This is a genomic window from Roseateles agri, from assembly GCF_034043675.1.
Taxonomy (GTDB): domain Bacteria; phylum Pseudomonadota; class Gammaproteobacteria; order Burkholderiales; family Burkholderiaceae_C; genus KK5.
Genome location: NZ_JAXCLA010000005.1, coordinates 573,803 through 599,335, shown reverse-complemented (window position 1 = coordinate 599,335; position 25,533 = coordinate 573,803). Strand labels below are relative to the sequence as shown.

Below are 25,533 nucleotides of genomic sequence, written 5' to 3'. Positions count from 1 at the left end.
CTGCCAAGACCCGAGGGGGCATAGCGCTCGTCGCGGGTGAGCTTCACTGCGCGCTCCAGCGCGATAGGCGAAACTCCGAGCGCGGTGGCCCACTGTTGCAGGATTTCTGGGACCGGAACGACTGCATTCTTTGATTCAGCGTCGGTTGCCGGTTGTCGCTGGAGATTTGAAGCAAGTGAGCCAGGGTTCACCATCATCTGACGGGCCAGGTGCTCGATCAGTTCGTCTTGCTGATCGGTACTAAGCGGTGCTACTAGTCTTGCGTCCTTCTCCCTCCAGAGATATGCCTCGGGTTGAGTTACTTTTCCACTGAGGGTGGCCAGCAGGTGCCGTGCGCTCGCAGGCAATGGCGACGCAAATTCGGCGGGTTGTGCTTTCCGCGACCGTGGAATGCTGACTTCCTTGGACATCGGGACGACGGTGTGGTCACGGATCACGAGTTCCGTGCCCAGTGCTGACAGCAGCCTCATGATCTGGTCAAAGCCGACCGCGCCGGGGTTGGATTCAATGTCAGCAATGCGCCGTTGGTTCACGCCGATAAGAATGCCTAGCTCTTCTTGGCTCAGGCCTCGGGCCTTCCGTAGCGAGCGGAGTTGTTCCTTGAACTGCGCGCTGAATTTGATCGGGTAATCCATTGTTGCAATTTACCATTCAAAGATGGTATTTGCAATTTACCATCTATTCACGGTATTTTTGAACTACCGCCCATGGGTAGTAAAACGCAGAATCGGAGATGTGGGGGATGTGATCGCTTAACGATGGGTTCCCGTTGCGATGACCAGTTAAATCTGCCGGCGGCATAAGCCCTTCCGGTGCAACGCTAAATGCGACAGCTTCGACGTTCAGGGCCCACGAACCGCCCGCGCGGCAATTGCGGACTCCATCCACAGGGCCCGCGACGGAGTTCGCAGCAATGCCTAGCACTCCCTAGCGCCCATCAGCGATGCCTTCGATGACTGATGCAAGCTCACTTTTCGGCAATCGTCCCCCGCAGCTTGACGAGTCGCTCGCCCCCATTCGCGTCCGCCCGTCCCCTGAATTGCTGCGTCTCTTCTCAGTCTTGCGTCGCAAGCATCCTCAAGATCGACGACGAACCGATATGGTGAGCGCGGTTTTGCTGGGTCCTCACGTTGCAATCAGCATCGCCGTGACGTCTACTGATCGCGCGCCAGTTTGGCTTGGGGAGGAGCTATGCGAAGCGTACTTGTCTGCGTCGTGGGCACCGGACTGCTAGGCGGTTGTGCGGGAATTTCCGTTCAACAGCTGAGTCCGGATGGCTTGACCGCCTCAGGCCAGCCCGGTCTGCGCTACTACCTGCCGCGTCCCTACCTGCTGGTCACGGAAGTCCCCTATGCAGCCAGCGCACCTGCGGTGCAGACACCAAAGGAGCCGGTCGACGTAGCGCCACCACCAGGAGCGGATGCAAACCCAACACCCAAGCCGGCAGCGACACCTGCGCAGCAACATCCCGCTGGCGCGGCAAAAGGGCAGAACAAGCCCGCGGCCACACCCGCTCCCGCGCCAGCTCCCGCCGCTGCGGATAAGCCCAATCCTGTAGCGAAAGACGATTCCGGTGGTGACAAGGGAGGAGACTCGTCGTCGGCTAGCCCGACCATGGCCGCGTCTGCGAGTACTGACGCCAGCTATCAGCACTCCTTCAATCAATACCAGGTCAAGCTCGTCTACCTGCCGGACCTGAGCCGCCCGATGGCCATCACCGTGAGCGCAGGGATAGGAACGGTCTCACTGCAGCCGACACTCGTCGATGGCTGGATGCTTACCTCGTTGCAGGGCTCGGCCGACAGCAAGGTGTCCGAGGTGCTTGGTTCCGTCGCGGCGCTGGTGACCGCCCAGAAGGGTCCAGCGACCGCCGCTGCAGGGGCCGCCAAGGGCGGCGACGGCAAGGCGGGGGCCGCACCGCCGCCCAAACTGCCGCTGCTCGGTCCTGGTCTGTACTCGCTCGAGTACAACAAGTCTGGCGTGTTGACAGAGGTCTGCGCCGTCACGCTCTTTGATGGCAGCGCGCCAGGAAACTCGGCAAAGGGAGGCATCGGGCTATGCAAGCGTGCACGGGAGAGTGCGAATCCGGTAGTCACGACGCAGTGATGCAGCCGGGACGACCAACGCCTCGACCAGGCAGCCACAACCCACACCGCCATGCTCGCCGACCACAATGGTCCTGAAATCCCAGCGGCCCCTGGGGTCACGGCGACCACCCGGGCGAGAACCGCTGACGTGGCAGCTACCGCCAGTGCGGCTGAGGTTGCGGCTACAAGTGCCGTGGTCCTGCCGATCGATTGGCAGGGGCAGCCACAGGCAAGCACATGGTGCTGGGCAGCATGTGGCGCCATGATTCTCTCGGCCAACGGGACGCAGACTACCGTCGAAGAAGCGGCGGCGATCGTTCTCGGGCCGAATCCGGCGATTGACGACGAGGAAAGGCCCGGAGACGCACTGACCGCCATGGGACTCGTCTGGAAGACGCAGCCCAACGGTGTTGGCGCGCCGCTGTCGGCGCAATCGATGGAGCAATGGATCGTCATCGGTCGTCGTCCTGTCGAGATCTACTGGTTGTATGTCGACCAGACGGGTCATGTCGCCCTCGTGACGGGCTATGACGCTTCCAACAACATGTGGCGACTGCTGGATCCCTTGCAGGACGCCGGATGGGTCAGCTACGACTACCTGCTGAGCTATAACGGCCAGGCGTCGTGGGACAACACGTTTTATGCGATTGGAAATGCGCTGTGACGACCGCTCTCGTATTGCCCGCCGAGCACCTTGCCCGCCTGGCCACGCAGATCGGTCATCAGCCGGCTCTGAAGCTGGCGCCTACCGATCTCGGGCATCGGCGCTTGGCTGAACACTTCGAGCTGTGGACATTGTTCAGCTTCGACCCTCTTGCGCCGGGCCAGCGCTTAGAGTCCATCGCCATGCCTACCGGCTTGATGCATCATCAGATTCGCAGCCGCGGGCGCGCCGTTCAGTACGCGCTCTCGGCTGACGCGAAGGACGGGCACCCGGGCCGTGCGCTGCAAGCGGTATTCACGTCACCCAACGCTCGAAGAATCGAACGCGCGATCCAGTACGTGGACGAGTTGCCACATGTCGGCGGCGAGCGGGCTCGATTGCTATTTATTCCCTCCCGGCAGATCTATGCGCTCTGGCTCTACACCGCCAAATCGGATCGAATTGTCATCGCGAGCAAGCCCAACATGGGAAGAGCTCTCGCATATCGAGCGGTCCATCCTGTGGACACGTTTCTTGCGTCGCTTGCGCGCCGCCCGCCGATACGTGCTCGGATCGAGCGGCCCAGCCCTAAGCAGCCTGTTTCAGTGCCCCCGGTCGGGTCGTGATTCACCCCGTCAGTTGGTGGACTCACCCGTGTCCCGTGAGGGCGTGGCTCGAGCCTCATCCGGAGCGACCGAGTCGGTATCTCGCCGTGCCGTTGTCCGCGTCGAGACGCTGCGCGCGATCGCGACCGGTGAGTTCAGTGCCTCGTGGACCAGGGCCGCGTCCAGACCGCTCCAGTAGTCTTGGTGTCGCAGGTCATCCTGCGCTTGCTGACGAAATCCGCTCAGTAACCCGCCGCCACCCCAGGTCTGGTGACCAAGGGCGGTCGGCAAGAGTCCTTCGGTGCGCACGTCTATCGTCTCACCGAGCGGAAACCAGATCGACAGGACGGAGTCGCGCGCCGAATGGATACTTGTTGCCCTTCCGAGGGCGGTCTCGGCGAGAACGCCCAAACGTAGCTCGTCGCCGTCCGTGTCCAGTCGATCCGTGGGAACCGCGGCCGCCATATGAAGCACCGACCGGATGGTCAGACCGTCGGAGCCGCGCAACTGCTGTAGCAACTCGAGGAGCAAGCGGTTTCCGAGCGAGTGGGCGACGACGTCCAGCGCTAGCCCCACGCCGTTCTGGGCGACACCGCGAACGAGCGCAGCAAGGTAGCCGGCCATGGCATCGGCCACGGGTAGCGCCCATGGATAGAAAGCCGGTCGCGCGATACCCCAGCGCGCGTCACCGGGCCACAGTACACCGACGACGGTTGCTCCGAACGCCCAGTCGATGCCATCGGGAACGAGCGCGGCCTGGCGGCCCATGAATGCGTTGTAGGACTCGCGGGCCTCGTCCTCCGTGTTGTTGTAGCCGTGGATCAGCAGGATCAGATGCTGAGCATGGCTGAGCTCGTCCAGCCTCCCCACCGGCTTGAGCGGGTCGATGTCTCCGCCCTCCGGGTCCGCCCGGAAGTTGAGCTCGACGAAGCGGGTAGCCATGTCACTTGGCAGCGAGCTTTGCCAGCGCCTGGCTGAAGTCCTTGGCAAACGGCGCAAGCAGGCCCCCAAGGAAACCTATGACCAATTGCCAGCCCACGGTGATGTCGAGTTCCGGCTTGGCCGACGCGACCATGCCCAGCGCTACACAGCAGATCACAACACTCGTTCCCATCGCGAGGAACTGGCAGAACCTGGACCACCAGTAGGCAACCCGCAACTGGAAGCCGTCGAGCTTGCGCGACACCAGGTTCGCGAGGCGGGCTTGCGTCTGCGCAGCCGTAGCGGGACTCAGCACATCTGCCTGCGTTGCTCGTGTTTGCCCGTTATCTGCAGCACGGGTCAAGGAGGCAAGCTCTTGTTCCTGCCCGTCATCAGGGCCAGGTACATCCACGGGTGCACGCTGTGACGGTTCGTGTAGAGCCGCCTTGTGGTTATAGAGAGCGACCCGATCCGTCTCGGACACGCGCGTGCCCAGTGACTTGATGTCGCTGTCGGTGAGGAAGGCATATAAATTCGGAAACTTCTCCGGGAAGTCCAGCGCGAGGCGCGCCGCCGCTTGAATCTGGCCCATCATCTTCGGCAGGTCCTGCCCGCACAAGACGTTCAGATGCTTGCGCTCGCCGATCGCCAAGTACAGGAGTTCGGGCAGGATTGTCCCAGGCGTATCTCGCCGCTTGAACGCGTCCGTCCAACGGATCCCCACCCACAGACAGAGCGACATTCGCTGAAAGATGAGCTGCAGAGAGAGGACCGCCTTGAGGAACTCGACGATGGCCATAGCCAAGACGCCGGCGGCCGCAAGCGCGCCGACATAGGGCAAGGCATTGCCCGAAATCACCTTCACTGCGGCCGTCACCGCGTTTGCAGTCCGGGCGGGTCCCGATACGGCCGTTTTTGGTGAGATCGAGACGTCTCCCGCCGAAGCGGGACGTCTGGCTTGAGCGACTGCGTTCTTCAGTTCGATCGACGCACTGAGGCTGGCACTGGCAGCAGAGTTCGCGGCTGAGGCAGCTCCTTCCGCAGCAGAAGCTGCCTTCGAAACTGCTGCGAGATATCGGTCCGCTACCCCCTGGGATCGAGCCGCACCGCTCAGCGAGCAAGCGAATGTGAGCGTGAGCACAAGGGGGCCGAACGCGCGCAGCGCTTTGCATCGAGGTGCGATGCGCAAGGACAACATCAATCCGTGAGCGTCCATGCGTATCTCCCTCTGGCTTGGCACGCCGCCAGAGGATTAGACGGAGATTCGCGTGCCAAGGCAATTGCACATGACGAGCTTTACGCCCTTGCCATCGTCTCATTGACGGACGAAGCGATGACGCCCCAAGCTGAGTGCCGATCACCTACCGGCCACTGCCGGCGACAGCGAAGCGCGTTCTGGTGTCGTCAATTGGACTCCACCCTGCGCGTCCAGTACGTTCTCGGTCGTCCTTCAAGTGCGAGGCAACAGGGTGTGCTGACACTGGATGCGAAGATTCTCAGCGAAGACGGGAGGCCCGGAATCCCAGTGATCCTTGCGGATGGGACGCGCAAGTACGTGCGCCTGCAATTCTCCAAGATGGCATTCTGCCCGGCATCCTTGTAGGCCTCTTCAACGGACCTCCAATCTCGGCAATCAAGACGTCCTTTGTGATCCAAGGGAATCTGCTATCCGCGGACGGGCAAGCATGGGGTCATCTCGAGCACACCGATCTTGATGGAGTGCTGCCTGGGACCTGGCGTCTGCTTGTCGACAAGGCGTGTTCGACCTGGGGAAAGCAGTCAGTATCTTCCCCGTCCCGCAGCAGTCATCGACCGATGCCTACGCCTGGGCGGAATCACACCACTAACGTGGCGCGAATCCCGTCACCGAAACGTCGGACATTGGGGCCGCGTCTCGCACCCAGTTTCACCTTGCTGCGCTGCCTTCGTCAGGTCTGGTCTGACACCCGCCGATGCCGCGCTACCCACGCAGACACGCCTGCGAGCAGAACTAGGGCCAGTCCTGCCGGCTCGGGCACCGTTAAGGTCTGTTGCTGGTCGTCGAACGTGAGGGCCCAGTTGTCGAGCGAGCCGCGGTCGAGGGTGATCACATCCGCTACGTTCAGCAACCATTCGCCGTTGAGATCGATGCCGTCAAAGGCAGAGAAGGCGTCGTCAGGAATGAAGCTTGTATTCAAGCAGCCAGCGTCGACGCCCACAGTTTCGTTGGCTACGCAACCAGCCCCGACCGTCGTCGCAGCGGCCAGCCCGGCGGCGGAAAAAAGCAGCGGATGGCTCGACGAGAGATTCGAACTGTCGGTCAAGATGTTGGGATCCTTCGAGCCGGGCCGGAACATCAGGGTCACCGTCGTGCCGCCATGGCTCAACGTGTAGATCAGGTCACCGACCCAGGGATGGGTGACTCCCACGCTGGCCTCGCTCAGGCTGGACCCCGCACCGAGCCCACTGACCGTCAGCGTAAAGCTGATTCCCGATGGATCGTTGTCCGGAATGGCGGTGTTCAGTCCCGTCTGGCCGAAGGTGACGGGATCAGCCTGGGCGTGAGCCGCGCCTGCGAGCAAGGCCGTCATGGCCAGGGTCCGAGCGACGGACGTGAGCTTACGATTCGATGCCATGGTTCCTCCCATTTGCCAAGTCAAATATCGAACGAACGCAGGGCCGAGCAGGCGCTATACAAAAATCAACTCGGCGACTGTCAGGTAGCTTTTCAGAAGGGGATATTCCCTCTGTGACCGGAACGATTTCTACTACGGAGTCCGGGATGCCCGAGGCCTACTTTCGAAGCTGGAGATGGACAAAGTGGGTGAGAACACTCGCCAGTTCCTCATCTAGGCGGAAGGCTTCGATGGCCGCAAGTGCCCGTGCCGCCCAGGCAAGAGAGTCGATTTCGAAGCGGGGGTCAGGCGTGGGTTTCACGAAGCGCCAGGGGATAGGGATCTTGTTTTGCAGCAGGAGCCTGAGAAGGCAGCGCGTGAGTTTGATGACGTCGTCGGGACGGTACCCATCGAAGTGTCCGGGGGCGACGAAGCTCGCGGCCCCCGTGGCCGACGCACCGCCGCCTGCTTCGGTCGCGGTTGCCACGACCGGCAGACTGACGGGCTGCCCGGCCTGGGAAGTAAGGGTCAGCGACGAGGTCGCGACGTCGATCGCGTAGAGCACTGTGACGACCGACATGCCGTATGGCACGGGCATGCTGCCGCCGCCGGGCGGCAGAGTGACGGTGCCCACGGTCCAGGTGACCGTCGGCGGCGACAGGGGCTCGGTACTGCCGCCGAATCCCGTGGTCGCCACGTCATACTGACAGGTCGTGCTCGTATTCCAGTGCCCGAAGTAGATTACGTCGCCACAGGGTGTCTTTTCCTCCCGCAGCACCTCTCCGTCAACAACCGTGACGTTCGAATCCGAGGCGGTGACTACAACGGTCCGCGCATTGGTGGCGCGGTATTCGATGTCTGCCCATCCCACTTCGTCCTCGTCGGAGAACTCCAGTAGCTTGATCACGAGCGGCAGATTGGGAACTTTGAAATCCGTATCGATTGAGTTCTGGGGGATCTGGCCGCGGAACCACACATGGGTCTCCGGGCCGTCGCTGACCGTGTCCAGTGCATGGATTGCAACACCCGCTTGCGCCAGATCGGCGCCGGAGGTCTTCATGCCCTGGTCCCATCCGTGGGTGCCGCGATATTCCACGTAGACCCGGCCAACACCAGATGGCGGCTCGCCCGGCGGATGAAGGATCAGCAGGGACGTGCCGGCGGCGGTCCCGACGGCCTTCAGCCGGCAATGGCCGACTTCGCCCGGGACGGGGAAGTTTCGGTGGACGGCACGCGCGGGTTCCAGGGCGTCGGGGAACCAGCGATGCAGGTTTGCTCGCGCCAGATGAGGGCCCCGCCAGCCCGCGCCGCTGTAGGGCCATCCGGGGTCCGGAGCGACATAGAAGATGGGGTCGCCTGCGTAGTGCGGCGGGGGGCCGAGGTAGCGCGTGGCGAAGGTTGCCGACGACATGAGGTCATAGGGCGAACCATAGACGTTGCTCAGCACGTCGACGCCGTCGTTCGGGTCGTAGTCGGTACCGTTGTTAAGCAGCCCGTAGGTGTGGTCGCAGCCCAATGTGTGGCCCAGCTCGTGACACATGAACGTGTGGTCGCTGTTCATCACGGGAATCACCGAAACCGGAAAGCCATCGACGTTTGGGTTGGAGCCGCCATCGAAATTCACCGTCTTCCCGTTGACCACGGTCCGGCCGGGGTGGGTGATCACCAGGATGCCGTCGAAACCCGCGAGCGGGTCGTGCCCGGGATGAGCCGCTCGCAAGGCGGCCATGGCGGCCTTGGCCTGGCTAACACGGTCAGTGGCCGCTGGATTGATTGCTATGTCGACCCACGGCATCATCGAACTGCCAGTGAAGTCGAAGTAGTTGCCACTCGTTTCCTGCCAGTACCGCAGGACGGACTGCGCACCGAACACCAACGTTTGCGCACAAGCACTGTCCGAAATGTAGGCGACCGATGCATCGTGACGAGCACGAATGATGGCCAGCCTGAACTGTCTACTCATGGTCGCTCCTCCCTGGACCGCACGGAACGCTGCGGCGTCGACAGACCTTTAGCCTCTCAAGGGCCTCTTAGTCATGAAATTTTGAGCGTCGAGATCGGCAGCGACATCCTCACACGTGAGGAGAGTTCAGTTCACCGAAGACTTGCATCAATGGCTGAGCCAGCGCCGCGGCGGGCAACGGGCCTCTAACGGCCCGCACAGCTTTGACTCCCAGGGCTGTGCTACGCCCTCGCGATCACTGCGCCACTCCCGTAACGATGGTGCCTTCGTTCGTTCTCCATCATGTAGTCGCGGCTGAGAGGCAGGGTGTCCACCTTGCGCGCGAGCTGCAGTTGCCAGTTGACCAGCCGCAGCCGCCGGAAGCTCAGCTCCGAGCTGCTGAGGTAGAACTCGAACATGCGCACGAATCGGTCATCGCACAGACTGCGGAATGTCGCTGCGTGCCGGGCGAAATTGTCGCGCCAGTGCGCCAAGGTCTTGGCGTAGTGCAGCCTCAGGATCTCGATGTCGGTGGTCCACAGCCCGGACTCCTCTACCGCACGGAGTACCTCCGATAGTGCTGGCGAGTAACCACCAGGAAATATGTACTTGGAGATCCACGGATTCGTACTGGTCGGTACGGTGTTCTGACCGATGGCGTGGATGAGCGCGACGCCATGCTCGCGCAGCGAGCTGAACACCATGTCGAAGAAGGCGCCGTGCTGATTGATGCCAACATGCTCGAACATGCCCACCGAAACGATGCGGTCGACGGGGCGGGTCCAAGCGCGGTAGTCCAAGAGCTCGAAACTGACGCGATCAGAGAGTCCTTCCCTGGTTGCGCGATTGCGCGCAACCTCTAGTTGCTCCGTCGAAAGCGTCAGGCCCACCACTCGGGCGCCATGCTCGCGCGCCAGGTGGAGCGCCATGCCACCCCAGCCACAGCCGATGTCGAGCACCTCCAGGTCCGGTCGGTTGAGGTGAAGCTTGGCAGCAATGTGGCGCTTTTTGGCGACCTGTGCTTCGCATAGCGTTTCGTCGCCATGAGGATAGTAGGCGCACGAGTACTGCATGTCAGTGTCCAGCAGGTGTGAGTAGACACGGCCATCCAGATCGTAGTGGTGGGCGACGTTTCGTCTTGATCGGACTGGCCCATTGAACTGCTGCCAGCGACGGGCGATCCATCGAAGCTTTTCTAGCCATTGTTCGACAGGGTGCGCCTTTCCCGCAGAATTGAGGAAAGCTAGATCGAGAAGTTCGTGCAGCGTGCAGTCCAGCGGGATCGCATCTCCGTCCATGTAGCTCTCACCGAGGGCGAGCGCGGGATTCGTCGCAATCCGCCATTCGGCCCGCCTCGTCTTGATTGCCAGACCCGCCCGCGGCGCGCCACCAGTTCCATACGACCTCCGCGTGCCGTCCGGATATAGGACCGTCAGTGTCCCAACATGGACCCAAGCTTTGAGCAGGCAATCCAGGATCATCGGTTTATCTTCCTTTGATGGGCAGCTGTCATCTCGCTTCAGGGAAGCGGAGGCAATTCGCGGCGCGTTGTGGGCCATCTCCTCCGGCCACTCGAACCACAAGCCGACTCTGCTTCGGTTCTGCCTGGCGCGCATCGACTGCAGGGTGTATGCCGGCCACGCTTGCTCGGTAGAGTTCAACCTACCCAAAAGGAATGTGTCCTGCGTTGCCTACGGCCGACTCTTGCAATGCCGCAGCCAAGCGGTCTTGCGCGCAGGTGCTGCACAAAAAAGACCCAGCACTTGGCTGGGTCAGTTCGGCGCCCCGGAGGAGGAGGGACGGGCGGGGAAGGGCGTCGATGAGCCAACTATAGGGATCGTTCGATCGGTCCGCCTGCTCCGGAAGACAGAGCCTTTCCCTCTCCGTGGAGGCATTCAGAGGCTGACCTGGTCGAGCCCCGTGCCGCGGCAATCGTGGCGGCGGCGGCGAATGAATGGAGCCCAGCTGAGCGGTGGGTACCTGGGCGCACACCGATCACGAGTGCAACAAGGCCACCTGTAGATGTGCAGTATGTTCTCTGTGAAGTTGCTTCGAACCGGGACTCAAGTCCTGATGCGAAAACAGAAAAGGTCTCTATCGAAAACGACTCTTACCAAACGCTTGATTCATCGAGATATCCCTGCAGATTGCGGTTAGGCATCATGATTCTCGCTAGCTGATCGTGCCAAGTTCATAGGAGACTACTTGCCATTGTCCAGAGACGTGACGAATTTTGTGGACGCCGGAATGGCCCTATACCTGCCAGCACACATATCCAAGGCCTCCGCATGTTGCGTCAATAGGTCACGCTGTTCGCTTTGCCTTGTTGGCTGGCGTCTTCTTCGCCGTAGCCCTTTGCTTAGCCGGCACCCGCTTCGTTGCTGGAGCATTGCCCTTCTGGGTCGCTGTAGCGGCCTCATTGGGGTTCGATGACAAGTAGATGTCGAGCAACTCGCTTGGCTCTGTGCGGGCCAGTGCCATCGCCAGCGTCGGTGAGGGCACGTCGCCGTGCGCGCGTACGACGCGAATTCCAATCTCGATGAACTTTCGGATGAGATCACCCTTGCTCACACGATGAGTGAAAGCCAGCAGGCGCAATTCCTCATCGAGCTCGGGGCTCAAGTAGAAGGACCGGAGTATCAGCTTCGACATGTCGTATAGCGCGAGCGCGCTTGCAAAGCATGCAAGTACAGACTCGCTTCAGAAAATGAGTCATAGCCTAACAGGCTCAGTGAAAATTGACGCGAACTTTAAAACTGCGCTATGTGCACTTGATGCCGATACCGTAGCTCAGGCAGGTGTCTTGGCGGCCGGGCAATCGGATCAAGTGTGGATCGGCGATTACGCGGTGGGGATGTTTTCAGGCTTCTTGCGGAAGCTGACGGCGAGCCGGTGGTAGACGTTGATGACGCCGATTGCGGAGGTCGGATCGACGAGGCCCTTGCCTTCGAAATGAGCGCTGCCGTAAAAGACGTCACCCAGCCTATGAAGTCAAACGATCCCCATGTTGTTCGCGGCTGCGTCGAATGGATACTCGCGAGCCAGAGCCGCCAGAGCCGCCAGAGCCGCCAGAGCCGCCAGAGCCGCCAGAGCCGCCAGCGCTGACTACGCAGACGCGCTGTCGCTGAGATTCACCGTGATCAGGCGTCCGGGGAATGGTGCGGCCACATTCCGAGCGATCCTGATGATCGTATGTCCGGATTCATGAAGGCGCTGCGACAGAGCACGACCGATACCCTTGGTGGCTCCAGTGACGAGAATTGTGGGCTTGTTCATTTGCAAATCCGCTAGAGCTCAATTGACACGATGTCGGTGTACACCTCGCGAGGTACTCCATCGGTTTGCGAGGTCGCCAGGTCCGACCATAGCCTTTTTTTCGTCGCGTCTCGGATGTCATTAATGTCGGCGGATGGAGTGGAGATGGATTGAATATTTTGCGCATGATTTGCACTTGGCATTCGCCATGGACGACCGCATCAACGCTAATGCTCATCGCACTGCCTCGGGCCTATCGGTCGGAGGAGGCGGTCGTCCGCGTCGTCGATCAGATCGCCGCAATGCTCATTGCGAATGTGCCTCCGGCTCTGGCAACACACTCGAGGTACGGCCAGACATATGCGGTTTTGAAGACGATGCTTTGCGCGCGTTCGCCCGATTCATGGCGAGCACGTCCGGGGCCTTCGCGCCTTTTGCTAGCGCGGAAAGAACGCTCGCCCATGTCTCAAGCGCGCTGAATCGCTCAGCGAAGTAGTCGTGACGATCGTAGATGCCCTCGACACCTTTCAGCTTGTGATTGAGCGCGCGCTCTGCGACGAAGCGGTCGACACCAAGTCTTGCCATGTTCGTCCGTGCGGTACGCCGCATGTCGTGCACGGTGAAGTGCTCGATCTCCAATGTTTCGAGCCGCTTCAGGGCGAGGTTCAACGTGTCAGGGCTCACATGTGGAAAGCGATTCGTGGTCCGAACCCCCATGCGTTCGCGAACAAGGCGACGTGCAGGAAACACATAGGCCTTCCCGTACGACAACACGCGCAGTTCCTCCAGCCACTCGATGACCGGATCGGCGAGCGGAATCTCGATCTCTGAATTCGTCTTTGTGCTCGGCTTGTCCAGCTTCCATATCCGACGCTTGAAGTTGAATTGCTCCCAGGGCGCCGACAGTAGCTCCATCTTCCGCACGCAGAGTGCCAGCAGGAGCCAAATGGACAATTCATTCTCGCGACCGAAGTTCGGTGTTTCGCGCATGGCCGTGGCGAGTAGTTCCAGCTCTGGCAGAGCCAGCGCGCGGTCGCGAGGGATCTCAGAGCCGCCGGCGTCCGAGATCTCAAACTCGGCGGCCGGGTTGCGCTCGATCCAGTGGTTGCGCACGGCCATCTTGAACATGCGGTTCATATACAGCAGCGCGTCGTTCGCCACAGTGGGCGCGCCACCGGCAACGGTGCGCTGCAGGATGCGGTCGATGTGCATCGGCTTGACGTCCTTGGGTGCCAGGGCGCCAATCACCGGGTCGACATGAAGGCGGAGCACCCTTTCGACGACGCTAGGGTGCTTGTACCTCGGCGTGATGTAGCGCTCCCTCCAGAGCTCGCCGAGCTTCTTGACGGTCGGAACTTCAGTGAGCCCGGCCTTCGCGAATTGCTTCTCCGCGGCGACGTCGATGCCGCGTTCGATCAGGATCCGGTCCTTGCGTGCTTGCTCGCGGGCGTCCTTGAGCGACAACTCGGGATAGCGGCCGAGCACCTTCTCACGGGGCCTGCCGTTCACGCGGAATCGGAGCACCCAGGAGGCCTTACCCATGCTCGCTGAACGCGCGCTGGCCACGAAGGTGAGGCCTTCTCCAATGCCTCGATCAGTCTCGCCGATGACGAGCCATGCTTTGAGCTCACGATCTGTGAGCAGTCGTCCATTTCGTTCCATTTGCCATCTCCTTTGAGGGAGCTGTGGGGTTCCGAATCGGGAAATTCCGCATCGTGAAAAACGCGGATTTACCCCACAAGAAACCCCACACGAACCCCACAATAAACCCCACAACGGGGGCGCGCTTCACTGCGACGCTATGGGACGGCTTGGGACGAAAATACCTTTCAGATCAACGGGTTATTGACTGAATTTGGGACGTCTTGGGACGTCCTGAAAACTCACTCAATGTTCTGCACCTGCTCTCGAAGCTGCTCGATCGCCACCTTCATCTCCACCGAGATGTTCGTGAGCTCCAGCGCGGAGGCCTTGGAGCCCAGTGTGTTGGCCTCGCGCAGCAGTTCCTGGATCAGGAAGTCCAGCCGCTTGCCGACCTCGCCGCCCTTCTTGAGCAGACGGGTGATCTCGTCCAGGTGGGCGCGCAGGCGTGCCAGTTCCTCGGCCACGTCGATGCGGATCGCGTAGGCGGCGGCCTCGTTGAGCGCGCGTTCGCGCAGCGCTTCTTCGGAGATCGTCTGTGCGGCGCCGCTGGCGGCCAGCGCCTCCTGCCAGCGCTCCAGGAAGCGTTGCTGCTGGCGGGCGACGACGGCGGGCACCAGCGGCTCGGCTTCGTTGGCGAGTTCGCGCAGGCGCTTGACTCGCTCGTTCAGGATGACGACCAGCTTCTCGCCCTCGCGCTGGCGCGCTTCGGCGAGGCCGGCGACGCAGCGGCGTGCCGCGTCCAGCGTGGCCTCGTCGAGCTTCTCGACGACCGAGCCGCCGTTTTTGCACCACTGCAGCACTTCGTGGACTGACAGCCCCGTCGCCTTTGGCAGCCAACCCTGGACCGTGCTTTCCAGCCGTGACAGCCGGTTCAACTGCTCCGGCTGTGGCTGCGGCCAGTTGTTGTCCCCGTCGCGCTGGGTGTTGATGCGCATCTCGATCTTGCCGCGCTTGATCTGCGCGCCGATCAGGTCGCGCAGCGCGGGCTCCAGGCCGCGCAGGTCCTCCGGCATGCGGAATCCGAGGTCCAGAAAACGGCCGTTGACGGACCGGAGCTCGACGGTGACGCTCGCGTTGGAAGAGGCGGCGGTATCACCGCTGGAAGAGGGCTGCGAGCTGGCGCTGGCATAACCCGTCATGCTGTAGACTGGCATCTAGCACTCGGTTAGCAAAGCAAAGCGCGATTATGTCAAAGCCGAAACCGGCCCCCTTGCCGGCGGGCACGGTGGTCGGGGGCTATCAGATCGTCAAGCGCCTGGCCGCAGGTGGCTTCGGCGTGGTGTATCTGGCCGAAGACCCCGAGCACCATCTCGTCGCCATCAAGGAATACCTCCCGTCCAGCCTGGCCGAGCGATCGCCCGGCGAGCTGACGCCGCGCGTCAAGCCTGAGAAGCAGCCGCTGTACCGCCTGGGTTTGAAGAGCTTCTTCGAAGAAGGCCGGTCGCTGGCGCAGATCTCGCACCCGAGCGTGGTCTCGGTGCTGAACTTCCTGCGCGAGAACGAGACGGTCTACATGGTGATGAACTACCTGCAGGGCGACACGCTGCAGGACTTCATCGTCACCGCGCGCGACATGAAGCGCGACAAGGTGTTCCGCGAGTCGACGATCCGCTCGCTGTTCGACGAGATCCTGCGCGGTTTGCGCATCGTCCACCAGCACAAGATGCTGCACCTGGACATCAAGCCGGCGAACATCTTCATCACCAACGACAACAAGGCGGTGCTGCTGGACTTCGGCGCGGCGCGCGAAGTGCTGAGCAAGGAAGGCAACTTCATCCGCCCGATGTACACGCCCGGCTTCGCCGCGCCGGAGATGTACCGTCGGGATGGCTCGCTGGGCCCCTGGACCGACATCTACGCGATCGGCGCCTGCATCTACGCCTGCATGCAGGGCTATCCGCCCAACGACGCGCCGCAGCGCAACGAGAAGGACCGGCTGGCGCTGAGCCTCTCGCGCCTGCGCAACGTCTATTCGGACAACCTGATCGAAGTCACCGAGTGGTGCATGTCGCTCGATCCGCTGTCGCGGCCGCAGAGCGTGTTCGCGCTGCAGAAGGAACTGGCCCGCGAGACCGAGCGGCGCTACACGAAGCTGAGCTTCAGCGAGCGGCTGAAGCTGCAGCTCGAAAACCTGAAGTCCGGAGCGAAGGCTTGAAATTCCAGGTCTTCCAGGTGAGCCGCAAGGGCGGTCGCGAGAAGAACGAAGACCGCATGGGCTACTGCTACACGAAGGAAGCAGGGCTCTTCGCGCTGGCTGATGGAATGGGCGGACACCCCGAAGGCGAGGTGGCCGCCGCGCTGGCGCTGCAGGCGCTGGCCAACCTGTTCCAGCGCGAGGCCAAGCCGGTGCTGCCTGATCCGCTGCGCTTCCTGCACGACGCGGTGATGATCGGCCACAAGCAACTGTTGCGCTATGCGCAGGACAGGAAGCTGCCCGACACGCCGCGCACGACGGTGGTCGCCTGCGTGATGCAGGGCAACAGCGCCTACTGGGCCCACTGCGGCGATTCGCGCCTGTACCTGGTGCGTGGCGGCCGGCTGATCGCCCGCACGCGCGACCACTCGTACAGCGAACTGCAGGAGGCGCTGGGGCGCGCGGCGCCGGGCGCGGAGCGCTTCAACCGCAACGTGTTGTTCACCTGCCTGGGCAGTCCCGGCAAGCCGATGATCGACTGCACCGGCCCGCTGCTGATGGCGCCCGGCGACAAGATGCTGCTGTGCTCCGACGGCCTCTGGGGCACGGTGCCGGATGCCGAGATCACCGCGCAGCTCGGCACGCGGCCGATCACCGACGCGGCGCCGGAACTGGTCGAGCAGGCGCTGCGCAACGGCGGCGTGCGCTGCGACAATGTGACGGTGCTGGCCGTCGAGTGGGAAGGCGCCGAGGCGCCTGCCGCGAATGCCCAAACGGGCGAGCCGGAGGAACTGGACGAGGAAGGTTTCGCCTCCACGATCCAGGCCGGACCGGGCTCGGTCGACGAGGCCAAGGACGCGATGGATGATGACGAGATTGAGCGCTCGGTGCGCGAGATCCAGGAAGCCATCACCCAGCGCGCCGTCAAGAAAACTCCCTGAACGCTGAGATCAAGACTGAGATGACTGCCAACGAAACAACGCTGCGCAGCGAAGGCCGCGCGGCCAACGCATTGCGCCCGGTGAAGATCACCCGCCACTACACCCGACACGCCGAGGGCTCGGTGCTGATCGAGTTCGGCGGCACCAAGGTGCTGTGCACCGCTTCGGTCGAAGAGAAGGTGCCGCCCTTCCGCCGTGGCAGTGGCGAAGGCTGGGTGACCGCAGAGTACGGCATGCTGCCGCGCGCCACGCACACCCGCAGCGACCGCGAGGCTGCCAAGGGCAAGCAGAGCGGCCGCACGCAGGAGATCCAGCGCCTGATCGGTCGCTCGCTGCGCTGCGTGTTCGATCTCTCGCTGCTCGGCGAGCGCACGATCTCGCTGGACTGCGACGTGATCCAGGCCGACGGCGGCACGCGCACGGCGGCGATCACCGGCGCCTACGTCGCCGCGCACGACGCGGTGAGCTGGCTGCTCGCGCAGGGCAAGCTCACCCGCAGCCCGATCAAGGACGCGGTGGCGGCGATCTCGGTCGGCATCTTCAACGGCGTGCCGCTGCTGGACCTCGAATACACGGAAGACTCGGCCTGCGATACCGACATGAACGTCGTGATGACGGCGGCCGGCGGCTTCGTTGAGCTGCAGGGCACGGCCGAAGGCGCAGCCTTCACGCGCAAGGAAATGAACGACTTGCTCGATCTTGCCGAGAAGGGCATCGGCGAACTGCTGGCGGCGCAGAAGGCTGCGCTGGGCGCATGAAGATCGTCTTAGCGTCGAACAACGCGAAGAAGCTGGTCGAGCTGCAGGCGCTGTTCGCGCCGCTGGGCGTCGAGCTGGTGACGCAGGGCTCGCTGGGCATTCCGGAGGCCGAGGAGCCGTTCCATACCTTCGTGGAGAACGCGCTGACCAAGGCGCGCCACGCGGCCAAGCTGTCGGGCCTGCCGGCGCTGGCCGACGACTCGGGCCTGGCCGTCGACGCGTTGGGTGGTGCACCGGGCGTGCTGTCGGCCCGCTACGCCACGCTGTTCGGCCAGCCGAAGAGCGATGCCGACAACAACCGTGTGCTGCTGGAGAAAATGCAGGGCAGGGATGAGCGCACGGCGCGTTTCGTCTGCGCGCTGGTCGCGGTGAAGAGCGAGGCCGACCCCGAGCCGCTGATCGCGATGGGCCGCTGGCAAGGCCAGCTCCTGCAGTCGCTGGAAGGCGAGGGCGGCTTCGGCTATGACCCGCTGCTGTTCATCCCGTCGGAAGGCCGCAGCGTCGGCCAGATGAGCGCCGAGGAGAAGAACCGCCTGAGCCACCGCGCGCTGGCTTCGGTCGATCTCGCCAGGCAGATGCGAGAGGTCTGGCACCTTGGCTGAAATCGTCAGGCTGATGCGCCCGGGCACCTTGAACCTGAGCGCACTGCCACCGCTGTCGCTGTACGTGCACCTGCCCTGGTGCATTCGCAAGTGCCCCTACTGCGACTTCAACTCGCACGAGAGCAAGGGCGAGGTGCCGGCTGCGGCCTACCTGGCCGCGCTGCGCGCCGACCTGGAGGCCGCGCTGCCACTGATCTGGGGCCGACACGTCGTCAGCATCTTCATCGGCGGCGGTACGCCGAGCCTGTTCGCGCCGGGGCAGATCGCTGAATTGATCTCCGACATCCGTGCGCGCCTGCCGCTGGAGCCCGGCTGCGAGATCACCTTGGAGGCCAACCCCGGCACCTTCGAGAAGGACCGCTTCAAGGGCTTCCGCGAAGCGGGCGTGACGCGGCTGTCGATCGGCGTGCAGAGCTTCGACGATGCCAAGCTGAAGGCGCTCGGGCGCGTTCACGATTCGGCGCAAGCACGCGCGGCGATCGCCGAAGCCGCGGCCGCCTTCGACACCTTCAACATCGACCTGATGTACGCGCTGCCCGGCCAGACGCTGGACGAGCTGGCGCTGGAGCTGGACACCGCGCTGGCCTTTGCGCCGCCGCACCTGTCGGTCTATCACCTGACGATCGAGCCGAACACGCGCTTCGCCGTGCAGACGCCCGAGAACCTGCCGGACCCGGATCTGGCCAGCGAGATGCTGGACCTGATCACCGCGCGGACGCAGTCCGTCGAGATGGACCGTTACGAGGTGTCGGCCTACGCGCGCGCCGGCCATCGCTGCACGCACAACCTGAACTACTGGCAGTTCGGCGACTACCTCGGCATCGGCGCCGGCGCCCACACCAAGCTGTCGTTCCCGAACCGCGTGCTGCGCCAGGTGCGCTGGCGCGAGCCGGCTGCCTACATGAACAAGGCGGGCGAAGGCGCGGCGGTGTCGAACGAGCACGAGGTGGCGCGCTCCGAACTGCCCTTCGAGTTCATGCTGAATGTCTTGCGCCTGCGCGAAGGCGTGCCGATCACGCAGTTCCTGGAACGCACGGGCCTGCCGCCTTCGGCCATCGCCAAGGCGATGGAGCAGGGCCGCTCACGCGGCCTGCTCGTCGAGGATCCGGCCCGCATCTGCGCGACCGCCAAGGGCTTCGACTTCCTCAGCGACCTGCAGGAACTCTTTCTTTGATCAGACCCGGTTGGTCGAGATGCCGGAGGTCGCCCTCAGCCGCTCGATCAGCTTCCCGGCGATCTGGTTCAGCGGCAGCACCTCGTCGGCGGCGCCGGCGTTGATCGCCTCGCGCGGCATGCCGAAGACGACGCAGGTGGCCTCGTTCTGCACGAAGTTGTAGGAGCCGGCGTCCTTCATCACCTTCATGGCCTTGGCGCCGTCGCCGCCCATGCCGGTCAGCATCACGCCGAGCGCATTGGGACCGACGACGCGGGCCGCCGAGTGGAACAGCACCTCGACGCTTGGCTTGTGACGGTTGACCGGGTCGCCGTCCTGCACGCGGGCGATGTAGTTCGCGCCGCTGCGCTCCACGCTGAGGTGGAAGCCGCCGGGTGCGATGTAGCCGTGGCCGGGCAGGATGCGCTCGCCGTCCTGCGCTTCCTTGACGCGGATCTTGCACAGCCCGTCCAGGCGCGTCGCATAGCTCTTCGTGAAGCCGGGTGGCATGTGCTGGGTGATGACGACGGCCGGGCAGTCGGCCGGCAGGTTGACCAGCACTTCTTTGGTCGCCTCGGTGCCGCCGGTGGAGGCGCCGATGAAGATGATCTTCTCGGTGGACATGCGGCCGACGCTGGCGATCGTCACCGGCTTCGGCGGCGGGGTGCCCGGCGCCGCGGCGGCGGCCGGTGCCGGCGCGCGGCGGATGTGGGCCTTGGCGGCAATGCGGATCTTGTCGGTGATGTCGTCGGCCAGCAGGCGGATGCCGTCGGCCACGCCGATCTTGGGCTTGGAGACGAAGTCGATCGCGCCGAGCTCCAGCGCCTTCATCGTCACCTCGGCGCCGCGTTCGGTCAGCGTGGACACCATCACGACAGGCATCGGCCGCAGCCGCATCAGGCGCGAGAGGAAATCGAGCCCGTCCATGCGCGGCATCTCGACGTCCAGCGTGATCACGTCCGGGTTGAGGTTGCGGATCATCTCGCGCGCGACCAGCGGGTCAGCGGCGGCGCCGATGCAGGTCATGTCGGGCTGGCGGTTGATGATCTCGGTCAGGATGCTGCGCACCAGTGCCGAGTCATCGACCACGACAACGGTTGTCTTGGCCATTTTTTTGCTACTTTGATTGTCAGAACAGGTCGATGGAACCGCCGGTGGAGGCGACCGGCTGCGCCTTCTGGGCGGCCGCGCGGTCTTGTTGCACCAGCGCATCGGTATTGGTCGGGGCGAGGCGCTTGACCATCGCCTTGCCGCTGTGCGGCAGGAAACAGACCTTGCGCGGATAGACGTCCATCACGTCTTTGGAAACGATCGGGATGCGCTCGACCTTCAGGTAGTCGATGACGAAATTCGTGTTGCGCTCGCCGACGTTGATCGTGTTCATGCCGGCTATCACCGCGCCGCCGCCGAAGATCTTGGCTTCCATGCGGCTCTTGTGGGCGCCGCGCTTCATCAGCTCGTTGATCAGCATTTCCATCGCGAACGAGCCATAACGCCCGGAATCGCCGGAGCCCTCGGGCAGCATGAAGTGGTTCATGCCGCCGATCTGCGCATGCCGATCCCACAGGCAGGCGGCGATGCACGAGCCCAGCGTCGTCATGATGAGGATGTCCTCGTTGTCGACGAAGTACTCGCCGGGCAGGATCTTGACGGCGGCGTTCTTGAAGTGCGCGTCGTAGAAGAAGAACGAGGCCTCGCCCTGCTTGCGCGGCATCGACTTCAGCCGCGCCACGCGCGCCGCTCCCGCCGTGCTGGCCGAGAGCGCGCCGGCGGTGCCGGCGGAAGCGAGAGGTGTGCTCATGAAGGATTCGCTGGGTTCGAGAGGGTCGGGCTATTGTGGTCCGCGTCAGACCCGCTCGTAGATGGTCTTGCCGCGAAGGCGGAACAGATCACGCGATTCAGTGAAATTTTCCGAGTGTCCGACGAAAAGAAGTCCCTGCGGGCGCATCACGCGGTGGATGCGCTCGAGCACCTTGCGTTGCGTCGGGGCGTCGAAGTAGATCATCACGTTGCGGCAGAAGACGATGTGGAAGGGGTCGCCGAGCGACCACTGCGCGTCCATCAGGTTCAGCGGGCGGAAGTCGATGCCGCGTTGCAGCTCGGGCTTGACGCGGATGCGGCCGGAGTTGGCGCCGGTGCCGCGCAGGAAGAAGTTCTTGAGCCGGCCGGCGTCCAGGCCGCGCGCGTCGGCGTTGTAGACGCCGCGCCGCGCGGTGTTGAGCACGTTGGTGTCGATGTCGCTGCAGATCAGCTGAACCTGGGCGTTAGACCCCAGCGCTTCGTGGCAGGTCATCGCGATCGAGTAGGGCTCCTCGCCGGTCGAGGCGGCGCAGCACCAGATGCGCACCGGCTTGCCGGCCAGCGGCTTCAGGTCGTCCTTCAGCGCGTGGAAGTGGTGGTCTTCGCGGAAGAAGGAGGTCAGGTTGGTCGTCAGGCAGTTGACGAATTCCTGCCACTCCTGCTCGGCCTGGGCGCCGGTCGTCGCTTCGAGCCACTGCAGATAGGCGGCGAAGGATCGGTGGCCGGTATCGCGCAGCCGGCGCGACAGCCGGCTGTAGACCATCGCGTGCTTGCCTTCGTGCAGGCTGATGCCGGCGTGCTTGTAGATGAGTTCGCGGACCCGATCGAAGTCGGCGCGGCTGAAGCTGAACTCGTGGTCGATAGCTTCGCCGGCGGTGGCGTTCGGTGCAGCTGGCATGGAGGAGCGCTCGGTTTGTTCTCTTTCCTGGCACCGGTGCAGCGGCAGGCTGGCCGTGATTTTGCATCGGTTGTACCGCCTCTGAACCCGTACGTCGACAGGCATTGAGAGAACAAGTGCCGGAAGGAGACACTGTCTATCCCATCGGCGTGGGGGTGCCCCTGCTAGACTTCAGCCGCTCTTCGCGCCGCACCTGCCTTGAAGCCCAATCCGCCCCCTGTCCCGATGGACGCAAGCTGCCTGCATTTCGATTCGGCGTTGCAATTGCTGCAGCAGGCCGGCGTCGTGCTGCCGGACAGCGAACCCTACAGCGCCGTGTGGATCCAGGGCGTGATCGACGCGCTGTGCGATCTGTCCAGCAAGGATCCGCTGACCGGCCTGGTCAACCGCCGCAGCTTCGAGATGGGGCTCTCCCGCGAGGTGGACCGCGTGGCCCGCTCCGGTGAATCGGCGCTGCTGCTGGTGCTGGACATCGACTACTTCAAGGCCGTCAACGACAACTACGGGCACGGCGCTGGCGATCTGGTGATCCAGGCCGTGGCGCGGGCGATCAACCACGTCGTGCGTCCGATGGACACGGTGGCGCGCGTTGGAGGGGAAGAATTCGCCATCATCTTGCCCAATTGCGCCGGCGGTTTCGGCGCTACGGTGGCGGAACGGCTGCGTGAGCGCGTGTCGGGCCAGCGCGTCGAAATCGCCGCGGGCAAGTTCTTGAACATAACGGTGAGCATCGGCGGAGCCTTCGCGCCGCAATGGGTGCGCTCTTCTCCGCTGATCTGGATGGAGCGCGCTGACCGTCAGCTGTACCGCGCCAAGGCCGAAGGACGGAACCGGACCTGCCTCGAGCATCTGGTCGACTCCACGGTCACGGCCGAAGAGAAGGGCATGCTCTTCGCGATCGCGCAGGACGGCACGATCGCCGAATCACAGCAACAGGGAACAGAATGAGTACGACTGCTGCTGCACCACTACAACAAGGCCGCCCGCCGCGCGCCGGCGCACGGACGCTGGCCGTCACCAGCGGCAAGGGCGGTGTCGGCAAGACCTTCGTCACGGCCAACCTGGCCGCGGCGCTGGCCGCGCATGGCAACAAGGTGCTGGTGCTGGATGCCGACCTGGGCCTGGCCAATCTCGATGTCGTGCTGAACCTGCACCCGAAGCTGACCCTGCACGAGGTGTTCACCGGCAAGTGCACGCTGGAGCAGGCGATCCTGCCCGCACCGGGCGGCTTCTCGGTGCTCTTGGCCGGCTCCGGCATGGTCGAGTATTCGCGCCTGACGCCGGACGTCCGCGACAAGCTGCTGCAGATCCTCGAAGAGGTGAAGCCGCATTTCGACTGGGTGCTGCTGGACACCGGTGCCGGCATCTCCGACGTGGTGCTCTTCGCCATCTCGCTGGCCGCAGACGTGCTGGTCGTCGCCACGCCCGAGCCGACCTCGCTGACCGATGCCTACGCCACGATCAAGGTGCTGTGCACCCAGCAGGAACGCCGGCACGTGGGCCTGCTCGTCAACCAGGCGAACCGCCCGGGCGAGGGCCGGCTGATCTGCAGCCAGTTGCAGCAGGTGCTGCAGCGCTTCGTCGGCGCAACGCCGGGCCAGGCCTTCAAGCTCGAACTGCTGGGCGAGGTCAAGGCCGATCCGGTCGTGCGCCAGGCGGTGCTGAAGCGCCAGCTGATGCTGGAACACTTCCCCGGCAGCGACGCGGCTCAGGCGATCAAGGCGCTGGCGAACAAGCTGATCGGCTGACGATGAGCGGTGATCTCGAAGCAACCGGCACCACGAAGCCGGCCACAGCCTTTGAATGGGTCGGCGGCGAGGATGCGGTGCGCCGCCTGGTCGACCGCTTCTACGACCTGATGGACCTGGAACCGCAGTTCACGCAGTTGCGCGCCGCGCACGGGCCCAGCCTGGACAGCGCGCGCGACAAGCTGTTCTGGTTCCTCTGCGGCTGGCTCGGCGGGCCGAACCACTACATCGAGCGCTTCGGCCACCCGATGCTGCGGGCGCGCCACCTGCCGTTCAAGATCGGCATCGCCGAGCGCGACCAGTGGGTCGGCTGCATGATGCAGGCGATGGACGATTGCCAGCTCGATCCCGTGCTGCAGGAGCGACTGACGGAGTCCTTTATGGGCACCGCCAATCACATGCGGAACGTCTAGGTTCCGCGCCTAGCTTCCGGTCAGCAGCACCATCAGCGCTCCCGCGCCGCCATCGCTGGCCCGTGCCTGCACGAAGGCCAGCACCTCCTGCTTCTGCACCAGCCAGCGCCGCACGCGACCCTTGAGCACCGGCTCGCGGCCCGGCGAGCCATGGCCCTTGCCGTGGACGACCCGCACGCAGCGCAGGCCGCGTTGCGAGCAGTCATGGACGAACTGCCCCAGCGCTTCGCGCGCCTGATCGCGACGCAGGCCGTGCAGGTCGATCTGCGCCTGCAGGCTCCAGTGGCCGCGGCGCAGCTTGCGCACGACCTCGATGCCGATCTCGGGACGGCGGAAGGACAGGGTCTCGTCGGTCTCCAGCAGCGACTCGACGTCGAAATCGTCGGACAGCGCCTGCAGCAGCACGCGCTGCTCGTCCGCCTGGCGCTGCAAGGGTTCGGGCGAGGGGAGGTTGCGCGCATGGATCACCCGCGGCGCATGGGCCAGCGGCGTCACCGGCCCGACGCTGAGTTCGAAGATGCGCCGCTCCTGCTCGGCCAGCCGCAGCGCGGCGGCCTCACGCTCGCGCCGCTCTTCTTCGAGCCGGCGACCGAGCGCCAGTTCGCGCTGCAGCGTTTTCAGGTCTTGCAGGCTGTTGAAGCTGGCGGGCTTGTTGGCTTCGGTCGTCACATCAGCCCCCGCTCGGCCAGGGACACGACCTCGCCGCTGCCGACGACCAGGTGGTCGATCACCCGCACATCCACCAGTGCGAGCGCCTCGACCAGTCGCTTGGTCAGCAACTCGTCGGCATGGGAGGGCTCGGCCAGGCCGGACGGGTGGTTGTGCGCCAGGATCACCGCCGCGGCGGTGAAATGCAGTGCGCGCTTGACGACCTCGCGCGGGTAGACGGCCGTCTGCTGGATCGTGCCTCGGAACATTTCTTCAATCTCGATCAGGCGCAGCTGGCTGTCCAGGAACAGCACCGCGAATACCTCGTGCGTGTGCGCCGACAGCTTCAGCCGCAGGAAATTCTTCACGGCCTCGGGTGAGCTGAAGACGGGCCGCTGCGCCATCTGCTGCGCGAGCGACCGTCGCGCGATCTCCAGCACCGCGGCGATCTCCGCGCGCTTGGCCGGACCGAGGCCCTTGACCTGCGCCAGGTCAGCAACACTGGCATGCAGCAGGCCGTGCCAGCCATCGAAACGGTCCAGCAGCGACTGCGCCAGTTGCAGCACCGGCAGGCCCTGCAGGCCGGTGCGCAGCAGCAGCGCCAGCAACTCCGCGTCGGCCAGCGCCTGCGGGCCGCGCGCGAGCAGCTTCTCGCGGGGGCGGGCATCGGGCGGGAGGTCGTGCAGGGACATGGGTACGGCCAAGGGCGGCCAGCACGGCGCAGGCCTTAAAATCCGCCGAGTCTAT

General features: G+C 63.9%; 26 protein-coding genes. 11 read left to right on the top strand and 15 right to left on the bottom strand.

What is annotated here, in order from left to right; genetic code table 11:
- Window positions 1-635, bottom strand: a 635-nt coding sequence (locus SNE35_RS18160; RefSeq protein WP_320424352.1) for a helix-turn-helix domain-containing protein, incomplete at its 3' end; no start/stop codon positions are given.
- Between the two features lie 643 nt (window positions 636-1,278).
- Between SNE35_RS18160 and SNE35_RS18155 the strand changes: the two genes are divergently transcribed.
- From SNE35_RS18155 to SNE35_RS18145, 3 genes are read left to right on the top strand one after another with little or no spacing between them, the layout of a single operon-like run.
- Entirely contained in the window at window positions 1,279-2,106 is an 828-nt protein-coding gene (locus SNE35_RS18155; protein ID WP_320424351.1) for a hypothetical protein, read from the top strand.
- 51 nt (window positions 2,107-2,157) lie between these two features.
- On the top strand, window positions 2,158-2,751 hold the full coding sequence (locus SNE35_RS18150; protein WP_320424350.1) for a papain-like cysteine protease family protein: 594 nt from the start codon (window positions 2,158-2,160) through the stop codon (window positions 2,749-2,751).
- Window positions 2,748-3,356: a hypothetical protein gene (locus SNE35_RS18145; protein WP_320424349.1), complete on the top strand. Its 609-nt coding sequence runs from the start codon at window positions 2,748-2,750 to the stop codon at window positions 3,354-3,356. The genes SNE35_RS18150 and SNE35_RS18145 overlap by 4 nt, the downstream gene beginning before the upstream one ends.
- A gap of 9 nt (window positions 3,357-3,365) precedes the next feature.
- On the opposite strand, the gene SNE35_RS18140 is transcribed toward SNE35_RS18145, so the two are convergent.
- The 9 genes from SNE35_RS18140 to SNE35_RS18100 form a co-directional block, all read right to left on the bottom strand.
- Window positions 3,366-4,277 carry an alpha/beta hydrolase gene (locus tag SNE35_RS18140; RefSeq protein WP_320424348.1) on the bottom strand — a complete coding sequence of 304 codons (912 nt, stop codon included), beginning with the start codon at window positions 4,275-4,277 and terminating at the stop codon, window positions 3,366-3,368.
- Between the two features lies 1 nt (window position 4,278).
- Window positions 4,279-5,472 (bottom strand): hypothetical protein, encoded by a 1,194-nt coding sequence (locus SNE35_RS18135; RefSeq protein ID WP_320424347.1) that lies wholly within the window; start codon window positions 5,470-5,472, stop codon window positions 4,279-4,281.
- 712 nt (window positions 5,473-6,184) lie between these two features.
- Entirely contained in the window at window positions 6,185-6,826 is a 642-nt protein-coding gene (locus tag SNE35_RS18130) for a PEP-CTERM sorting domain-containing protein (protein WP_320424346.1), read from the bottom strand.
- Between the two features lie 202 nt (window positions 6,827-7,028).
- Window positions 7,029-8,813 (bottom strand): hypothetical protein, encoded by a 1,785-nt coding sequence (locus SNE35_RS18125; protein WP_320424345.1) that lies wholly within the window; start codon window positions 8,811-8,813, stop codon window positions 7,029-7,031.
- Between the two features lie 221 nt (window positions 8,814-9,034).
- The gene (locus SNE35_RS18120) at window positions 9,035-10,375 is read right to left on the bottom strand and encodes a cyclopropane-fatty-acyl-phospholipid synthase family protein (RefSeq protein WP_320424344.1); all 1,341 of its coding nucleotides are present in this window, start codon (window positions 10,373-10,375) and stop codon (window positions 9,035-9,037) included.
- A 721-nt stretch (window positions 10,376-11,096) separates the two neighbouring features.
- Window positions 11,097-11,444, bottom strand: coding sequence for a hypothetical protein (locus tag SNE35_RS18115; protein WP_320424343.1), 348 nt, complete (start codon window positions 11,442-11,444; stop codon window positions 11,097-11,099).
- Window positions 11,445-11,897: 453 nt separating this feature from the next.
- The gene (locus SNE35_RS18110; protein WP_320424341.1) at window positions 11,898-12,068 is read right to left on the bottom strand and encodes an SDR family NAD(P)-dependent oxidoreductase; all 171 of its coding nucleotides are present in this window, start codon (window positions 12,066-12,068) and stop codon (window positions 11,898-11,900) included.
- Between the two features lie 285 nt (window positions 12,069-12,353).
- Window positions 12,354-13,709 carry a tyrosine-type recombinase/integrase gene (locus SNE35_RS18105; protein ID WP_320424340.1) on the bottom strand — a complete coding sequence of 452 codons (1,356 nt, stop codon included), beginning with the start codon at window positions 13,707-13,709 and terminating at the stop codon, window positions 12,354-12,356.
- Between the two features lie 221 nt (window positions 13,710-13,930).
- Window positions 13,931-14,845 (bottom strand): YicC/YloC family endoribonuclease, encoded by a 915-nt coding sequence (locus SNE35_RS18100; RefSeq protein ID WP_320424339.1) that lies wholly within the window; start codon window positions 14,843-14,845, stop codon window positions 13,931-13,933.
- Window positions 14,846-14,877: 32 nt separating this feature from the next.
- On the opposite strand from SNE35_RS18100, the gene SNE35_RS18095 reads away from it, so the two are divergent.
- Genes SNE35_RS18095 through hemW form a run of 5 tightly spaced genes read left to right on the top strand, consistent with a single transcriptional unit; the run spans window position 14,878 to window position 19,300 of the window.
- The gene (locus SNE35_RS18095) at window positions 14,878-15,846 is read left to right on the top strand and encodes a serine/threonine protein kinase (protein WP_320424338.1); all 969 of its coding nucleotides are present in this window, start codon (window positions 14,878-14,880) and stop codon (window positions 15,844-15,846) included.
- The gene (locus SNE35_RS18090) at window positions 15,843-16,766 is read left to right on the top strand and encodes a PP2C family protein-serine/threonine phosphatase (RefSeq protein ID WP_320424337.1); all 924 of its coding nucleotides are present in this window, start codon (window positions 15,843-15,845) and stop codon (window positions 16,764-16,766) included. Before SNE35_RS18095 ends, SNE35_RS18090 begins: the two co-directional genes overlap by 4 nt.
- A 20-nt stretch (window positions 16,767-16,786) precedes the next feature.
- Window positions 16,787-17,524 carry a ribonuclease PH gene (gene rph / locus SNE35_RS18085; protein ID WP_320424336.1) on the top strand — a complete coding sequence of 246 codons (738 nt, stop codon included), beginning with the start codon at window positions 16,787-16,789 and terminating at the stop codon, window positions 17,522-17,524.
- Window positions 17,521-18,126: an RdgB/HAM1 family non-canonical purine NTP pyrophosphatase gene (rdgB, locus tag SNE35_RS18080; RefSeq protein ID WP_320424335.1), complete on the top strand. Its 606-nt coding sequence runs from the start codon at window positions 17,521-17,523 to the stop codon at window positions 18,124-18,126. Before rph ends, rdgB begins: the two co-directional genes overlap by 4 nt.
- Window positions 18,127-18,139: 13 nt before the next feature.
- Window positions 18,140-19,300: a radical SAM family heme chaperone HemW gene (gene hemW / locus SNE35_RS18075; protein WP_320424369.1), complete on the top strand. Its 1,161-nt coding sequence runs from the start codon at window positions 18,140-18,142 to the stop codon at window positions 19,298-19,300.
- Here the strand turns inward: hemW and SNE35_RS18070 are convergent, their stop codons facing one another.
- Genes SNE35_RS18070 through SNE35_RS18060 form a run of 3 tightly spaced genes read right to left on the bottom strand, consistent with a single transcriptional unit; the run spans window position 19,301 to window position 21,977 of the window.
- Window positions 19,301-20,389 carry a protein-glutamate methylesterase/protein-glutamine glutaminase gene (locus tag SNE35_RS18070; protein WP_320424334.1) on the bottom strand — a complete coding sequence of 363 codons (1,089 nt, stop codon included), beginning with the start codon at window positions 20,387-20,389 and terminating at the stop codon, window positions 19,301-19,303. It abuts the gene before it with no gap.
- A 19-nt stretch (window positions 20,390-20,408) separates the two neighbouring features.
- A complete protein-coding gene (cheD, locus tag SNE35_RS18065) occupies window positions 20,409-21,080 on the bottom strand; it encodes a chemoreceptor glutamine deamidase CheD (RefSeq protein WP_431312764.1) in 672 nt (223 codons plus the stop codon).
- Between the two features lie 45 nt (window positions 21,081-21,125).
- The gene (locus SNE35_RS18060) at window positions 21,126-21,977 is read right to left on the bottom strand and encodes a CheR family methyltransferase (protein WP_320424333.1); all 852 of its coding nucleotides are present in this window, start codon (window positions 21,975-21,977) and stop codon (window positions 21,126-21,128) included.
- Between the two features lie 225 nt (window positions 21,978-22,202).
- Here SNE35_RS18060 and SNE35_RS18055 point away from each other — a divergent pair, with 225 nt between their 5' ends.
- Genes SNE35_RS18055 through SNE35_RS18045 form a run of 3 tightly spaced genes read left to right on the top strand, consistent with a single transcriptional unit; the run spans window position 22,203 to window position 24,138 of the window.
- The gene (locus SNE35_RS18055) at window positions 22,203-22,925 is read left to right on the top strand and encodes a GGDEF domain-containing protein (RefSeq protein ID WP_320424332.1); all 723 of its coding nucleotides are present in this window, start codon (window positions 22,203-22,205) and stop codon (window positions 22,923-22,925) included.
- Window positions 22,922-23,725: a MinD/ParA family protein gene (locus tag SNE35_RS18050; protein ID WP_320424331.1), complete on the top strand. Its 804-nt coding sequence runs from the start codon at window positions 22,922-22,924 to the stop codon at window positions 23,723-23,725. Before SNE35_RS18055 ends, SNE35_RS18050 begins: the two co-directional genes overlap by 4 nt.
- Before the next feature lie 2 nt (window positions 23,726-23,727).
- Window positions 23,728-24,138, top strand: coding sequence for a group II truncated hemoglobin (locus SNE35_RS18045; RefSeq protein ID WP_320424330.1), 411 nt, complete (start codon window positions 23,728-23,730; stop codon window positions 24,136-24,138).
- 9 nt (window positions 24,139-24,147) lie between these two features.
- Here SNE35_RS18045 and SNE35_RS18040 read toward each other — a convergent pair whose 3' ends face one another.
- Together SNE35_RS18040 and radC are read right to left on the bottom strand one after the other, a co-directional pair.
- Complete coding sequence (locus SNE35_RS18040; RefSeq protein ID WP_320424329.1) at window positions 24,148-24,807, bottom strand: Smr/MutS family protein; 660 nt, start codon at window positions 24,805-24,807, stop codon at window positions 24,148-24,150.
- The gene (gene radC / locus SNE35_RS18035; RefSeq protein ID WP_320424328.1) at window positions 24,804-25,478 is read right to left on the bottom strand and encodes a RadC family protein; all 675 of its coding nucleotides are present in this window, start codon (window positions 25,476-25,478) and stop codon (window positions 24,804-24,806) included. Before radC ends, SNE35_RS18040 begins: the two co-directional genes overlap by 4 nt.
- Between the last annotated feature and the right edge of the window lie 55 nt (window positions 25,479-25,533).